Source organism: Caproicibacterium sp. BJN0003 (assembly GCF_026314295.1).
Taxonomy (GTDB): Bacteria; Bacillota; Clostridia; order Oscillospirales; family Acutalibacteraceae; genus Caproicibacterium.
In genome coordinates this window covers 220,137-235,285 of sequence record NZ_CP111108.1, presented here as the reverse complement: position 1 = coordinate 235,285, position 15,149 = coordinate 220,137, and the positions used below count along the sequence as shown (strand labels likewise).

The window sequence follows — 15,149 nt, the reverse complement described above, 5'->3', positions numbered from 1 at the left end:
CTCAGCCGAGCAGTTTTACCATGACTGCTTTTTGAGCATGTAGACGGTTTTCAGCCTCTTCAAAGATTTCTGTGGAATGTTTTTCAAATACATCCGCAGTAATTTCTTCTCCGCGATGTGCCGGAAGGCAATGCAGTACCATGGCATCCTTTTTGGCTTTTGCCATCACTTCTGCATTTATCTGAAATCCTTCAAACGCTTTGCGGCGTTTTGCAGCTTCATCTTCCTGCCCCATTGAAGCCCAGACGTCTGTAATTACGACATCTGCTCCAACAGCTGCTTCTTTCGGATCGGTCGTCATGCTGAACGCCGGATAGGCCTGTGCAAAATCCAGCACTTCTGCTGCAGGGCGGTACCCCTGCGGGCAGGCAACCGATACTTCCATCTTCATCTTAAGGCCACCGACGATCAGGGAATTCATCATATTATTTCCATCGCCGATAAAGCACATTTTAAGGCCGTCCAAACTGCCATGCTTCTCACGGATCGTCATCAGATCTGCAAGCACCTGACATGGGTGAGATAAATCGGTCAGACCATTAATGATCGGAATAGTCCCAAAATTAGCCAGCGCTTCTACCTCGCTCTGTTTAAAGGTACGAATCATAATTCCGTCCAGATACCGGGAAAGAACCCTTGCGGTATCCTGCACCGGTTCTCCGCGGCCGATCTGCATATCTTTTGAAGAAAGAAAGATCGGCAGTCCTCCCAGCTGATACATACCAACTTCAAAAGAAACACGCGTACGGGTACTGGCCTTTTCAAAAATCATTCCCAATGTTTTTCCTGCCAGACGCGGATGCGCAATGTCATGCTTTTTCTCATACTTGAGCTGATCGGCAAGGTCCAGAATCTCTGTGATCTCCTGAGAAGAAAGATCCAGCATTTTTAAAAGATGTTTCATCGATAAGCCTCCTCAAAAATTTTAAGCCAGTACCTTTTCCAAAATAGAAAGGCCCGTTTTTAATTCCTCAATCGTAATGGTAAGCGGCGGTAAAAAGCGCAAAACATCTTTTGCCGTCAGCACCAGCAATCCGTTTTCCACACATTGATCTGCAATTTGGGCAGCCGTTTTTCCGGTTGGCTTCGCGCCAACCATCAATCCCATACCACGCACGTTTTCAATGTTTTTCATTTCACGAAGCGATTCCTGCAAAAAGGCCCCTTTTTGTACGACTTCCTGCAAAAATCCCGGTGTGTTTAGTCTCTCCAAAACCACATTTGCGCCTGCGCAAACCACCGGATTCCCGCCGAAAGTGGTTCCATGATCACCAACACCGAGGACCTCTGCGCACTTTTCGCCAACCAAACACGCTCCGATCGGCAAACCGCCGCCGAGCCCCTTTGCACTGGTAAGCACATCCGGCTTTACTTCAAACTGCTCTGTCGCATAAAAAGTTCCGGAACGCCCCACACCGGTCTGTACCTCATCCGCCACCAAAATGATATCCTTTTCATCACAAAGTTTCCGCAGCGCTTTTACAAACTCTGCAGTCAGGGGCAAAACGCCGCCCTCTCCCTGAATCGGCTCATAAAAAATTGCACAGGTCTTATCGCTGAGCTTCTCCATGACGCTCTGAAGGTTTGGCTCCGCGGTAATAAATCCTGTCGGCAGCGGCATAAACAGCTCATGAAAATGTTCCTGTCCGGTGGCAGCTAGAGTTGCCAGCGTTCTGCCATGAAAAGAATTTTGAAGGGTAATTATTTCGCAGCGGTCAAAGCCATACCGATCAGAACTATATTTTCTTGCAACCTTAACGGCGCACTCGTTTGCTTCTGCACCGCTATTTCCAAAAAACACTTTTGAAAATCCCGCTGTTTTACAAAGATTCTCTGCTAATGACGTAACCTGCGGATTATAAAACAGATTACAGGTGTGCTGAATTTCTCCCGCCTGTTTTGAAACTGCCGCAACCCATTTTGGATCGGCATATCCCAGACTGTTTACACCGATTCCGGCAGTAAAATCAATATACTTTTTTCCATCTGCATCCCATGCGGTCGCATTTTTTCCTTTTACCAGCGCTGCAGAAAAGCGATGATAGGTGTGCATCATATATTGATCTGCCTGTGCTTTGATTTTTTCAAATTCCATAAAGTGCCTCCTCTATATTAACAGAACATCGTGCCAATACCGGCATCAGTAAAGAGCTCCACCAAAATGGAATGCGGAACCCGGCCGTCGATAATATGCGCACGCTTAACACCTTGGCGAACTGCCTCTACACAACAGTCAATTTTCGGAATCATCCCGCCGGAGATAACCCCATCTTTCTGCAGTTTTGGCACAGAAGAGAGATTGACAACCGGGATCAAGGTTTCCTCATCGTCTTTATCTCGTAAAAGTCCTCGAATATCCGTCATCAAAATCAGCTTTTCAGCATGAAGACTCGCCGCGATATGTGCTGCGGCAATATCTGCATTGATATTAAATACCTGACCCTCCTGACTGCCGGCTACCGTGGAAATAATCGGAATATATCCTTTTTCGATTGCATCATTGATCACGTCATTTTTGACTTCTGTAATTTCTCCGACAAACCCAAGGTCATCTTCAGAAACTTTCTTTACTGCACGCATCAGGTCGCCATCCAGGCCGCAAAGTCCGATTGCTTTGCCCTCATGGCGCTGCAAAAGCTGCACCAAGTCTTTATTGACTTTTCCTGCTAAGACCATTTGAACAATGTCGATTGTCTCCTGATCGGTCACACGCATTCCCTTAATAAATTCGCTTTTCTTTCCGATCTTTTTGAGCATTGCATTGATTTCCGGGCCGCCGCCATGAACCAAAACCACATGGATTCCAACAAGCTGCATCAGAACCAAATCGCTCATCACAGCGTCTTTCAGATGATCATCGATCATTGCGTTTCCGCCGTACTTAACAACAACTGTTTTTCCCGCCAGCTTTTGGATATAAGGCAACGCCTCCACCAAAACCTGTGCCCGATCTGCATCTAAAATATTCAAGGGGGATTCCTCCTTCTCATCAGGTCCGATAATCACCGTTAATTTTCACATAATCGTAAGTGAGGTCACACCCATAGGCAGTTGCCTCAAAATCACCGTCATGGAGCGTTACATCGATCCCGATTTCGTCTTCCAAAAGAATTTTCTTAGCAGTGTCTTCATCAAAATCGATTCCGGCGCCATCTTTGCAGACATTAATTGCACCCATTTTAGAACGGAACGCAACATCGACCGCATGGATATCCACCGGCACCCCGGAATATCCAATCGCACAAAGCACCCGTCCCCAGTTGGCATCTGCTCCGAACATCGCAGCTTTTACCAGAGAGGAACAAATAATGGTCTTTGCAACGATTCTCGCATTTTCATCGGAAGAAACTCCTGTTACCCGACAAGCAAGAAGCTTTGTTGCGCCTTCTCCGTCTTTTGCCATCATCTTACAAAGTGCGGTACAAAGCATTTTCATTGCCTTTAAAAAGGTCTGATAATCCTCTCCGTCCGTTGTGATTGGCTCATTTTTTGCAAGGCCGTTTGCCATAATGCAGCAGGTATCATTCGTACTGGTATCTCCATCCACGCTGATCATATTAAAGCTGTTCTTCACCGACTCCTGCAAAGCACTTTCCAGTGCTTCCGTTGAAATTGCAACGTCTGTTGTCAAAAAGCAGAGCATGGTACACATATTCGGATGAATCATTCCGCTGCCCTTTGCGGCGCCGCCTAAACGTACCACATTGTCCCCGAGCATAAACTCTACCGCAAGATTTTTAGGGACCGTATCTGTCGTCATCAGCGCTTTCGCAGCATCATCGCCGCCTTCTTTACTGAGTTTCTTTGCCAAAACAGGTGATGCCTTTATAATCGGCTCAATCGGCAGCGGCTGTCCGATAACTCCGGTACTCGCGACCAAAACATCCTGTGCTTTGATTTTTAACGCACTTGCGGCGGCTTCTGCCATTTTTTCGGCCTTTTCCACTCCATCTGAATTACAGGTGTTGGCGTTGCCGGAATTAGCGATCACAGCCTGGGCAATTCCATCCGTCAAATGCTTTTTGCAAACTTCGATCGATGCGCCTTTTACCAGATTACTGGTATAAACGCCGGCCGCATTACAGGGGACTTCACTTTTAAGCATCATCAGGTCCGGCTTCTTTTTATTGGGACGAATCCCACAGTGCATTCCGCCTGCCATAAACCCTTTCGGTGCTGTAATTCCGCCGTCTATAAACTTCATGGATTTGCCCTCCTTAAAATGCCGGGGGCCATGCGGTAAGACCCTCTGTTTCGTCTAGTCCGAATGCCAGATTCATATTTTGAATTGCCTGACCCGCCGCTCCTTTTACCATGTTATCAAGCGCGCTGACCGCGATAAACGTATTGGTACGCGGATCAATATGAAGAGAAATATCACAAAAATTAGAATACCGCACATTATGAATATCCGCTTCTTTTCCCTTCGGCAAAAGACGAATAAAATATTCATTCTGATAGGCTTGCTCATAAACCTCTTGAAGCTGTGAAAGCGTTGTGCCATTTTTTAGCTTTGCATAGCAAGTTGCAAGGATTCCGCGGTTAACCGGCAGAAGATGCGGAACAAACAGCACTTTCATTGAGTTTCCCGTAATTTTAGAAAGGCTCTGTTCAATCTCCGGTGTATGACGGTGCGCAGCGACCTTATAGGCATGCATGCCTTCGTTGAGTTCCGGATAATGGGTATCCTGTGTACTGTTCCGCCCCGCTCCGGTCACCCCGGATTTGCAGTCGGCAATGATTCCGTCCTGCTCAATCAATCCTGCCTTTAATGCCGGAACAAGTGCCAGAGGCACGGCCGTAGTATAGCAACCGGGGTTTGCGATCAGGTGCTTTCCCTTGATTTCCTCGCGGAAAAGTTCCGGCAGTCCATAAACCGCCTCTTTGTGGAGCTCTGGATACTGGAACGTATTCTTATACCAAAGCTCGTAATCTTCCGCTTTTTCCAATCGAAAATCTGCGCCAAGATCAATAAAGACTTTATTCTGATCCCAACACTCTTTTCCCAGCGCCTGTGAAAGTCCATGCGGCAAAGCGGCAAAAATCACATCACTTTTTTCCACAACCTGTTGCTGGTTACCGCAAATCATATCGCACAAGCCATAATAGGAAGGGTATACTTCGCTCAGTGCTTTTCCTTCAAAACTCACACTGCTGATGGCTTTAAGAGATGCCTGCGGGTGATTTGCAAGAATGCGGCACAATTCCGCACCTGCATATCCGGTGGCGCCGACGACGCCGACTTTAATAGATTTCATCGATTGGTTCCCCCTTTTTTATGCGCGCTCCAAAAAAGCTGTTTTTTTATTTATACCATTGCTAAGATACGTTTTGCTTCTTTTTCGACATTTTGCGGAGCAGGTCCGCCTAAAACTGTTCTGCCGTTTACACACTTTTCGAGGCTGATGGCATCATAGATTCCTTCATCAAAGAGTTCAGAATGTGCCTGATAATTTTTTAAAGGCAGTGCTTCCAGTGTAGTTCCCTTTTCTACACACTCGCCGACCAATTCTCCGACAACCCGATAGGCGTCCCGGAAAGGCATTCCCTTTTCTACCAGATAATCGGCAGCATCAGTGGCATTGATAAATCCACCGGCGGCAGCTTTGCGCATATTCTGCGGCAAAACGCGCATGGTCTTAATCATCGGAATAAAAGTGGTAAGGCACATATGCAGGGTATCACAGGCATCAAAGACCGGCTCTTTATCTTCCTGCATATCCTTATTATAAGCGAGCGGAAGACCTTTCATAGTAGCCAAAAGTCCTGTCAGATCTCCAATCACTCTTCCGGCTTTTCCGCGGATCAATTCGGCAATATCTGGGTTTTTCTTCTGCGGCATAATGCTGCTACCGGTGGAAAATGCGTCATCCAGCTCAATAAACTTAAATTCCCAACTACACCAGAGGATAATCTCTTCTGAAAAGCGGGAAAGATGAACCATACAGATCGAAATATCAGAAAGCAGTTCCAAACAAAAATCCCGATCGGAAACGCCGTCTAGACTATTATGTGTCGGTGCATCAAATTTCAACAGCGAAGCCGTCAAATTTCTATCCAGCGGATATGTTGTTCCCGCGAGAGCTCCGGAACCTAACGGACAAACATTCATGCGTCGTCTGGTATCCTTTATTCTATCAATATCTCTCAGAAACATTTCAGCATAGGCAAGAAGATGATGCCCAAAAACGATTGGCTGTGCCCTCTGAAGATGCGTATAGCCCGGCATAACGACATCTTTATATTTGAGTGCAAGCTCTCCAAGGGTTTTGACAAGCTCTTTTATCTCTTCCTCCAGAGAATCGCACTGATTTCTTAGATAAAGCCGAATATCCAGCGCAACCTGATCGTTTCGGCTTCTCGCGGTATGGAGCCGTTTTCCGGCATCCCCCAAGCGGTTCGTCAATTCTCCCTCTACAAAAGTATGAATATCTTCACAAGTGGGATCGATCGAAAGTGTGCCGCTCTTTACTTCTTCTGCAATTTTCTTTAGCTCTGCACAAATCTCTTCGGCTTCTTCTTTTTTAAGAATCCCGATTTTTCCAAGCATCGTTGCATGAGCGATACTTCCCTCGATATCTTCCTGTACCATACGGCTATCGAACGAAATAGAGGAATTAAAATCATTTGTCCTTTCGTCCAGGCCCTTATGAAATTTATTTTCCCAAAGTTTCATAAAACTCCTCCGGTTGTCTGTTTTCCTTTAAAATAAGCAAAAGGGCGAACCTTTGCCCGCCCTTCCAAGTCTTAAAGACCGGACGGAACTTTACGTTCCGATCCTCTTCCGGGATTCCTCATTTTTTAGAGGAAATCACCTGATGATTTAAATTTTTAAGTGCCTGCACCTTAATCGGCAATCCAAACAGATCAATAAATCCTTTGGCTTCTGCCTGATCATATACTTCGTCTTCACTGAAGGTTGCGATTTCTTCATCATAAAGGCTGTAGGGGCTCTTAACGCCGGCGTCAATCACATTTCCCTTATAGAGCTTCAGCTTCACATCGCCCGTTACATGCTCCTGCGTACTGTCTACGAATGCGCTGATTGCCTCCCGCAAAGGAGTAAACCATTTGCCGTCATAGACCAATTCCGCCATTTTATCACCGATACCCTGCTTATAATGATAAGTATCTTTATCGAGGCAGATTTCTTCCAATTTGTTATGTGCATGATAAAGAATCGTTCCACCGGGAGTTTCATAAACGCCGCGGCTCTTCATACCGACCAGCCGATTCTCTACGATATCGGCGATGCCGATTCCGTTTTTGCCGCCCAGTTCATTGAGCTTGCTGAGCAAATCGACCGCACAGAGTTTTTGACCATCCAGTGTAGTGGGAACGCCTTTTTCAAAATGGATCGTCACATAAGTGGCTTTGTCCGGTGCCATTTCCGGTGAAATCCCCAATTCCAAGAATCCGGGTTTATTGTACTGCGGCTCATTTGCAGGGTCTTCCAGGTCGAGTCCTTCATGAGAAAGATGCCACAGATTTTTATCTTTCGAATAATTGGTTTCCCGTGTAATCTTAAGCGGAATATTATGGGATTCTGCATAAGTAATTTCTTCATCACGGGATTTTAAGTTCCATTCACGCCACGGAGCAATGATCGGCATATTAGGAGCAAAGGCTTTGATGGAAAGTTCAAAACGGACCTGATCATTGCCCTTGCCGGTACAGCCATGACAGATTGCGTCGGCGCCCTCGGCCTCTGCAATTTCCACCAAACGCTTTGCAATCAGCGGACGGGCAAAACTGGTTCCTAAAAGATATTTATTTTCATACACGGCATCTGCCTTAAGTGTCGGCCAGATATAATCCTCAACAAACTGTTTTTTAAGGTCGGCAATATAAAGTTTGGAAGCACCCGTCTTCTTTGCTTTTTCCTCCAGGCCATTCAGTTCGCCCATTCCCTGTCCAACATCTGCTGCAACTGCAACGACCTCACAGTTGTTATAATTTTCTTTCAGCCAGGGAATAATAATAGAGGTATCTAAGCCTCCTGAATAAGCTAGAACCACTTTTTTAATATTTTTCTTATCCATGATAAAGCCTCCGTTGTTTTTCTTTGTGGCTCTTATTATACACTTATTATTCATAAAATCAAGGATTTATTGCATAAATATTCATATTCCACAGTTTTCACAGTTTTGTATAAAAATAACCTGACAAAGGATGTGCAATCCCTCTAAAAACGTGATTTTATCGGAATAATGAGTTTTCAAAGTTTACGCAATATGGTATAATAAATCAAATAAAATGTATGTTTACAGATGATTGGAGGTTATCTGCTATGAAAGAAATTTCTTTGGACAAATTTGAATTCTCGCCTTTTAACAAAATCGCAAAGGACTGGATGCTGGTTTCTGCCGGCACTCCGGAATCCTGCAGCACTTTAACAGCCTCCTGGGGCGGTGTTGGTGTACTTTGGGGAAAAGATGTGGTATTTTCCTTTATTCGGCCACAGCGTCACACATTAAAGTTCATTGACCAAGAAGATTATTTTTCTATCACCTTTTTAAAAGACGGCTATCGTGACGCACTTAACTACTGTGGAAGTCACTCCGGCGGAGAAAATCAGAAGATTACCGAAGCAGGTCTGCATCTGGCAGAATTTAAAGAGGCACCGATTTTTAAAGAAGCTTCGCTCACCTTTATTTGCAAAAAGCTTTATCGCCAGCCTCTGGAACCAAAATATCTGCTTGATCAGTCACTTGACGAGCGCTGGTACCCAAACAAAGATTACCACAATATGTTTGTAGGCGAAATTGTACGTGTTTTTTCTAATGACTAAAAATTTTCGCTTTTAAATTTGAAACCGGCTCTAAAAAGCTAAGCAAGCAAAAAATGCCCCAATCGTAGCAATAAAACTACGATTGGGGCATTCGTCATGTTAAATAGGAAATAGAGTGATCTTACTGCCGGATAAAAAGGCTAAAGCCACTGTTTATAATTATGGTTGTTCCTGAGGATCTTTAACTTCATATTCTTTTAAAAGATTATAAAGTTCCTCTCCTACCACAGCAGAAATACAAAGGCCATCTTCTACATAGCTTTCTGAAAGCAAAGTTGCTTCTTTTCGAATTTTTGCTGCCAAACCAGCCTTGTCAAAAGGTAAAAGCAAAGAAACTTTTCTGACATTCACCGGCAGATTCTGTTCGATCGCTTTCAAAAGGGAATCCAAACCTGCACCAGTCTTGGCACTAATTCGCACCGCATTCCCAATCATTGGGATCTCGGAAAGCTCCGGTACCTTATCACATTGATTAAGGACCGATATCACTGGACGATTCCGACAGCCAAGCTGCGTTAAAATCTCTTGAGTCACTTTCAAATGGGTCTGTGCTTCCGGGCTGGAGGCATCACAAACATTTAAAATAATATCGGCCTGAACCGCTTGTTCCAGTGTAGAATGAAATGCCTGCACCAGATGATGCGGCAGTCTTCGAATAAAACCAACCGTATCGATCAGCATAACTGTAACTCCATTGGGAAGCTTTAAGGCACGGGCGGTCGGGTCCAGTGTTGCAAAAAGCATGTCTTCTGCAAGTACGCCGGCATTAGTCAGAGCATTCATCAAAGTACTCTTTCCGGCATTTGTATAGCCAACTAGTGCAACCGTGATCACGCCCTCTTTTTTACGACGGCGGTCAATTTGTGCCCGGTGTTTTTCTACATCTTCCAGCTGTGCCTTGAGATTTTCAATTCGTGCACGGATATGACGTCTGTCTGTTTCCAGCTTCGTTTCACCGGGTCCACGAGTTCCGATTCCGCCGCCCAACCGAGAAAGCTCTTTTCCTCTGCCGGAAAGGCGAGGCAAAAGATAGCGAAGCTGTGCCAGTTCCACCTGTAATTTTCCTTCACTGGATCTTGCACGGCTCGCGAAAATATCGAGAATTAGCATAGTTCGGTCAATTACCCGAACCTTTGTCGCCTCTTCCACATTCCGAATTTGAGTCGGAGAAAGATCCCGGTCAAATACAACCAGATCAATTTCATGAACCGCGCAAAAATCAGCAATCTGCTGCAGCATTCCCGAACCAACACAGCTTGCCGGATCTGGTGCAGGACGTTTTTGCGTAATTGTGCCAAAAGGTTCCGCGCCTGCGCTGTATACTAATTCATACAGTTCCGCAAGAGAAGATTCCACATCATATTCCCCGGTATCAACTTCCACCAGAATTACTTTTACCTTTTTTTCTTCATTTTCCAGCATAAGAACCCTCCGACTGCGCAATTTTTTATTTCCTATTTTACTGCAATTATTTTAGTATTGCAAATCATCGAAAAGCTATGTATTCATATTCTATATTTGATTCGTTAAAAGAATTGTGAACCTTCGCAGTGCTTGTATCGGAATCCTGCATCACGGTAAGGCTGGTCCCATCAAGGGACAATCCTGCCATCGCGCCTTCCGATGGAACCGCAAATGCACAATAAGCCCCTAACTCTCCGCCGGTACGCACTCTAACTGCAGATAAATGCTCGCAATAAACAAGGACCAGTCTTGCTGCAAACGGCAATGAGATTACCTGCTGTGCCTTACCATCTCCCACATAGGAATTGATTGTCATCGGCACTGGATCATTTGCATTTTTATGACGACTATTATCATTAAAATGTGCGGTCAAGAGACTGTCAAGCAACTGATTATCTTGTGCAAAATCCAAACGAACAGGCTTATCATCCGCTTTCCAGTCATGCAGTCCAAGAGAAGTTTTATTTTGATTTGACAAATTTATTTTCCCCCTTTAAATTTCAATCACATCATCTGTCCCATCCATTTGGTTCCATGAAAGTCCTCTTTTGTCCAAATCGGACCACGTAAGATTTCGATCATCTAAAGCTTTCCAAGTTTCTTTTCGATGATCAACCAAACCAATCAAATGAACCGGAAAAAAGCGCCTTAAAATTCGGATGGAACGAGTCAGATTCCGCGGTTCTCCCAAAAGGACAAAACGAACCACACTTTCTTTTGGATACTCTTCTACATTGCAGGAAAGCCCTACCGCCTGTGCAATCTTTTCCATATCACACTTTGCAAAATCGTCATCGTCAAGCGAAAAAAGAACTTTTGCAGCACTTTGCTGTTCCACAAGTGTTCCATCTGCTGTTCTAAGTTCTTTTGAAAAAAGCTCCAGCCCCCAACTCTCTGCGGTTGCTGCAAAATTTTCCCGATAAAGCTCCAAAAGGGCTTGCTCACATCGATCCAGTACAGCAGCATATGCTTCTAGTTCGTGGTCAACAGTCGTAGTCCCGTCTAAACGATAAAGCGGAACCGCTCTCATCTGTTCTTTCATTCGTTCTAATGCGCCCATTTTTAGCTTTCCTCCTTCACCGTAATTGTTCCGGCGATCAGGAGCTTATTTTTGGCTGGGACTGGTGTCCCATAAAAATAAATTGTCATATCCGTAACTGTTCCAGTCCCATAAATAGCAGCATAAACAGCACTATAAGTAAGCGGCTGTCCGATCTTTAAAGAAGCAAACAAATCAAGAATTATGGACTTGCATTGAGTGATTGCTGCCTGCTTATCGACGCCTTCTGCAAATACAAGCTGTGCTTCCACGTCAAGGGAAATAACAGAAATTGGATGAGTCAGAACCGTCACATTGAGTTCACGCGATTTTTGAAGATCCTGCTCCACTTCCGAAAGAAGTGCATCCGAGGGGACTCCGCCTGTTGCAGCAAGATATAAGCCAACTGTTCCCACTCCGTTTTCTCTTGGTACTACATAAACATCCCTGACTCCTTCATGCTGCATTGCTTTATTTTGATAAAATGCTGCATTGCTGCCGGTACTGATTCGGCTAAAACTATCCTCGATCCTCTGTCTCAGCATCTCGTCGGATTCCGTATCTCTCCCTCCGAAAAAGTCAGACAAATTTATAACCGTTTCAATCCCTGGCACAGCCGTAACAAAGCGGGTAATTGTTCCCGCTTTTGCGTTGCCTGAAATTCCCTCTTTTTGAGCTTTTGCTTTGACTAAAACCGAAAGTTGGTTAATTCCGAGGATCCCTTGTTCTATCGTTTCAAAGGTGGTGCCATCCTGTGTCTGGCAAATTGTTCCTTTTGGAATTGCAACATCAAACCAAAGGGCTTTTCCCCTTTTAAACTGTAAAGTGCCAGAAGCCGCCGTTCCCTCTGCTCTTGTTAATCCGCGTGCCAGTGCATGTTTGTCGAGTTCTTCCCCATCTGCAGTTGTAAAGTTCATTTGTTTCTTCATCCAATCAAGTTCTGCAAAAAGATTATATAACTCTCCTGCCAGCACGCGGAACCGAATTCCTAAATCAGAAGCTTCATCCGGGAAAGTCCCTGATTTTTCAAAATAAAGATTTTTCATTTCTTCCACTAAGTCTTCATAAGTAATCATCAAGAATATTTCACCTCGATTTTTCTGCGTTCATTAAAGATTTCTACTATAAAAGAGATCCTATCTTCATAAATTTCTGCTGAGATCACTTTCGCCTCCGGCATAGGGAGCAGTGCTTCAGCCGCCATAGAAAGTGCAATATTTTCGCTTTCCGGAGCTGAACGATCCAACTCAAACAAGCGGCTTCCAAACTCCGGCGCATACCAAAAGTCTCCCTTTTTCACATTTAAATGAAATTCCGCCCGCTGAAACAGTGCATTGATTCCCTCCAGCATTTCAAACTGACCGGCCGCATTTTGCAGAATATCTCCATCTTTTAAAGCTGCCTCCACACAGTCACTCCTTTTTTGCTGCGAATACCTGCCCATTTAGAACAATTTCGCCGTTATTTTTCAAATAAATTTCCGCTCCTCCCTGTGAGAAGAGAAGTAGCTCTCCCGGTTCCAAATTTTTTTCACTCTGGACTGCCCCGATTGAAGTTTTCCCCAAATTGGTATCGACCAAAATTGTCTGCGCACTAATCGGTGCCTTCCAAAAAATTCCCCATGGCCCAACTTGCGCAACATTTCGATATTCGGAATCCGTCTGAAAGCTTTCGTCTCCTATTACATCTGCTACTTTGCCTGCGGGCGACTGTTTCGCAAAATCACGCATTTTTTCCGTCAACCACATTTTAACTTCTCCTTTCGCAGGGTAAGCCGAGTTGATTCTCCCTGTCCATTTAAGCAGTAACGGACTGCAGAAACGACCCAATCAGATTTTCCATGAAGCCAAACGGACTGCAGCGGATGCGCAGCAACCGCTCCAGCACAAAGCACCTGCATAGTTTCCTCTTTTTTGAGTGCTTTCTGCAAAGTGGCCTGTGGATCGACAGAAAATCGTCTGCGCAAAATTCCCATCGATTTCGTCTCGGTATCTTCTTCCGCCAATTTCCAATTGTTTTGCTCTTTACCGTAAACTGCAGAAACGCGCTGATAAATGGATTGCCTCTGTATTTCCTCCAAAATTGTTTTCCCATTGTCTCCTAAAATAAGAGTCGGACATTTGGATCTTTCCATAGAAAGAGTCCATCCATCTGCAAAAAGGGGTTTGCCAAGAAACTTTTTGCAGAATCCGTTAAGTGCCTGCCATTCGCTTTTTCCCTTTTCCACCGAATAAGGGGTTTTCATAAACTCATTTTCTTCTTCAGAAAGATGAAATCCATAAGGCTTTGCACAGGCAGAAAATAGGATTTGCAAACTGGGGTTAGGATAAGTTATTGGCATTGCTTCACTATCAAGTAAAATCCCAATAGGGCTTCTTGCCTGTAAAAAAAGCTCAGCACTATTCCCAAGGAACGTGCGTATCTCATCAAGCATTCCTATAAAAACAGTTTTCCCACTGTCATTCGTCACCTGAATTTTTCCGCCAAAAAGTTTTTCATTCCCCATGGGAAATGTTCCTTTAAAGGAAGCTGCCGGGGAATCTTCCTCCCAGTCTATTTGTATTGAAACGGGCTGAGGCAGCCGCCAGTGCTGCCCCTTCCCGGAAATATAATCATAAATCATCAGAAAAGAATCAACTTCTTTCCTACCGGAAGCTGATCGGGTCTACAAATCCATGGATTTTTTTCCAAAAGAAGATCAACCGTTGTATGATTGCGAATTGCTTCGACCCAGAGGGAACCTTCTTTCCCAATGATTGTTTCTCTCGGCTTTTCAACCGACTCGCTCTGCAGGATTTCAACAAAATGAAACGAATAAGCAATCCGGTCCGATCGCGGAGTTCCCTCTAATTTGAGCTCCTCAAAAATCGCCTCAATCGGAACAGACAAGCCCGGCGCTGATAAAATCCCTTTAGGATCCTGTAAAAGTTCGGCTAAATGATTAAAAACCACCCTGGCATTTTCTCCTAAAAAGATTCCTTTGCCCAAAATTTCCCGACCTTTTCCTCCCAGTTCCTGCAAAACTTCTCCGCCATATGGCTGTTCCAAAGCATGTACTCGCCGAGAAGCCTTAATTTCCACTTGATCCGGTAAACGCGGCCAATAAAAATCACGAAAACTCATTGTTTCACTCATTCTGTATCCCCCTCAACAGAATGCTCTCCGCGCAAGACCTCCATCTCAAGCTCTTTGCTGATTTTTTCCGTGAGGCTTTCTATTTGTTCAAGTGTCATTTTCTGATCTCTCCCAACCATCTTTTTGTTCTACAATACACCAGGTATAAAGACGTTTTGCTGAAAGGAATACGCCATCTACGCGAAGAATCGTATAAAAATACTTTTCATCTCTCACTTCATCGCCAATCATTGGTAAAAAATCTGCAGATGCAATCAAGCGGTAGCATCTGCCTTCCTGCACTTTTTGGTCGAGCGTCCGAAAAAGTCCGCGATAAGAATTTCCATTCCAAAAAAACTCATTTCCATATCGTTGCAGAAGACTTTTTACCAATTCCGAACGGCTCATAATATCCTCCCAAAATAAAAATTGTCTTGAAGAAAAGGGGACGCTGCGCGTTTTGCCTGCTCCCATAAAGTTTTTTCCGTTGCGCCGCAACCGGATTGCATCCGGATTTCTCCTGCGGAGAAGCTGCCGCCGCCATTTAAAAGCGATGCCTGCCAGTTTGCTAAGGCGGCAGCAGCGGCGCAGAGCAGCATCTCTCCCCCTGAAATATCTTTTCTCCGCGCTTCTTCAATCTGAGCAATCGCGTCTCTCACCAAGGTAAAATAAGGTTGTGCTTCTTCCTCACTCAATCCCCGATAAAAAGCGAATCGCTCCATTACTGCCATTTCGTCCATA

Annotated in this window: 18 protein-coding genes; 1 reads left to right on the top strand and 17 read right to left on the bottom strand. The window is 44.7% G+C overall.

Annotation, left to right across the window (positions count from 1 at the left end; all coding sequences use genetic code 11):
• Position 1: 1 nt before the first annotated feature.
• From argF to OP489_RS01115, 7 genes are all read right to left on the bottom strand, one after another.
• Positions 2–904, bottom strand: coding sequence for an ornithine carbamoyltransferase (gene argF / locus OP489_RS01145; RefSeq protein WP_266162554.1), 903 nt, complete (start codon positions 902–904; stop codon positions 2–4).
• 21 nt (positions 905–925) lie between these two features.
• Positions 926–2,095 (bottom strand): aspartate aminotransferase family protein, encoded by a 1,170-nt coding sequence (locus OP489_RS01140; protein ID WP_266162553.1) that lies wholly within the window; start codon positions 2,093–2,095, stop codon positions 926–928.
• Positions 2,096–2,112: 17 nt separating this feature from the next.
• Positions 2,113–2,970 carry an acetylglutamate kinase gene (argB, locus tag OP489_RS01135; RefSeq protein WP_266162552.1) on the bottom strand — a complete coding sequence of 286 codons (858 nt, stop codon included), beginning with the start codon at positions 2,968–2,970 and terminating at the stop codon, positions 2,113–2,115.
• Between the two features lie 19 nt (positions 2,971–2,989).
• A complete protein-coding gene (argJ, locus tag OP489_RS01130) occupies positions 2,990–4,204 on the bottom strand; it encodes a bifunctional glutamate N-acetyltransferase/amino-acid acetyltransferase ArgJ (RefSeq protein ID WP_266162551.1) in 1,215 nt (404 codons plus the stop codon).
• Positions 4,205–4,217: 13 nt separating this feature from the next.
• Entirely contained in the window at positions 4,218–5,258 is a 1,041-nt protein-coding gene (gene argC, locus OP489_RS01125) for an N-acetyl-gamma-glutamyl-phosphate reductase (RefSeq protein ID WP_266162550.1), read from the bottom strand.
• Positions 5,259–5,308: 50 nt separating this feature from the next.
• On the bottom strand, positions 5,309–6,676 hold the full coding sequence (gene argH / locus OP489_RS01120) for an argininosuccinate lyase (RefSeq protein WP_266162549.1): 1,368 nt from the start codon (positions 6,674–6,676) through the stop codon (positions 5,309–5,311).
• 118 nt (positions 6,677–6,794) lie between these two features.
• The gene (locus tag OP489_RS01115; RefSeq protein WP_266162548.1) at positions 6,795–8,042 is read right to left on the bottom strand and encodes an argininosuccinate synthase; all 1,248 of its coding nucleotides are present in this window, start codon (positions 8,040–8,042) and stop codon (positions 6,795–6,797) included.
• Positions 8,043–8,290: 248 nt separating this feature from the next.
• On the opposite strand from OP489_RS01115, the gene OP489_RS01110 reads away from it, so the two are divergent.
• Positions 8,291–8,791, top strand: a complete 501-nt coding sequence (locus OP489_RS01110) for a flavin reductase family protein (protein ID WP_266162547.1) — start codon at positions 8,291–8,293, stop codon at positions 8,789–8,791.
• Between the two features lie 159 nt (positions 8,792–8,950).
• On the opposite strand, the gene hflX is transcribed toward OP489_RS01110, so the two are convergent.
• The 10 genes from hflX to OP489_RS01060 form a co-directional block, all read right to left on the bottom strand.
• Positions 8,951–10,213: a GTPase HflX gene (hflX, locus tag OP489_RS01105; RefSeq protein WP_266162546.1), complete on the bottom strand. Its 1,263-nt coding sequence runs from the start codon at positions 10,211–10,213 to the stop codon at positions 8,951–8,953.
• A 64-nt stretch (positions 10,214–10,277) separates the two neighbouring features.
• Positions 10,278–10,733 (bottom strand): hypothetical protein, encoded by a 456-nt coding sequence (locus tag OP489_RS01100; protein WP_266162545.1) that lies wholly within the window; start codon positions 10,731–10,733, stop codon positions 10,278–10,280.
• Between the two features lie 15 nt (positions 10,734–10,748).
• Positions 10,749–11,315 (bottom strand): hypothetical protein, encoded by a 567-nt coding sequence (locus OP489_RS01095; RefSeq protein WP_266162544.1) that lies wholly within the window; start codon positions 11,313–11,315, stop codon positions 10,749–10,751.
• A gap of 2 nt (positions 11,316–11,317) precedes the next feature.
• Positions 11,318–12,370, bottom strand: a complete 1,053-nt coding sequence (locus tag OP489_RS01090) for a baseplate J/gp47 family protein (RefSeq protein WP_266162543.1) — start codon at positions 12,368–12,370, stop codon at positions 11,318–11,320.
• Positions 12,370–12,702, bottom strand: a complete 333-nt coding sequence (locus OP489_RS01085) for a hypothetical protein (RefSeq protein WP_266162542.1) — start codon at positions 12,700–12,702, stop codon at positions 12,370–12,372. The genes OP489_RS01090 and OP489_RS01085 overlap by 1 nt, the downstream gene beginning before the upstream one ends.
• Positions 12,703–12,706: 4 nt before the next feature.
• Positions 12,707–13,042 (bottom strand): hypothetical protein, encoded by a 336-nt coding sequence (locus tag OP489_RS01080; RefSeq protein ID WP_266162541.1) that lies wholly within the window; start codon positions 13,040–13,042, stop codon positions 12,707–12,709.
• The gene (locus OP489_RS01075) at positions 13,033–13,917 is read right to left on the bottom strand and encodes a hypothetical protein (RefSeq protein WP_266162540.1); all 885 of its coding nucleotides are present in this window, start codon (positions 13,915–13,917) and stop codon (positions 13,033–13,035) included. The genes OP489_RS01080 and OP489_RS01075 overlap by 10 nt, the downstream gene beginning before the upstream one ends.
• Positions 13,917–14,429, bottom strand: a complete 513-nt coding sequence (locus tag OP489_RS01070; RefSeq protein ID WP_266162539.1) for a hypothetical protein — start codon at positions 14,427–14,429, stop codon at positions 13,917–13,919. The genes OP489_RS01075 and OP489_RS01070 overlap by 1 nt, the downstream gene beginning before the upstream one ends.
• An 87-nt stretch (positions 14,430–14,516) precedes the next feature.
• Positions 14,517–14,816, bottom strand: coding sequence for a hypothetical protein (locus OP489_RS01065; protein WP_266162538.1), 300 nt, complete (start codon positions 14,814–14,816; stop codon positions 14,517–14,519).
• Complete coding sequence (locus OP489_RS01060; protein WP_266162537.1) at positions 14,813–15,148, bottom strand: hypothetical protein; 336 nt, start codon at positions 15,146–15,148, stop codon at positions 14,813–14,815. The genes OP489_RS01065 and OP489_RS01060 overlap by 4 nt, the downstream gene beginning before the upstream one ends.
• Position 15,149: the final 1 nt, after the last annotated feature.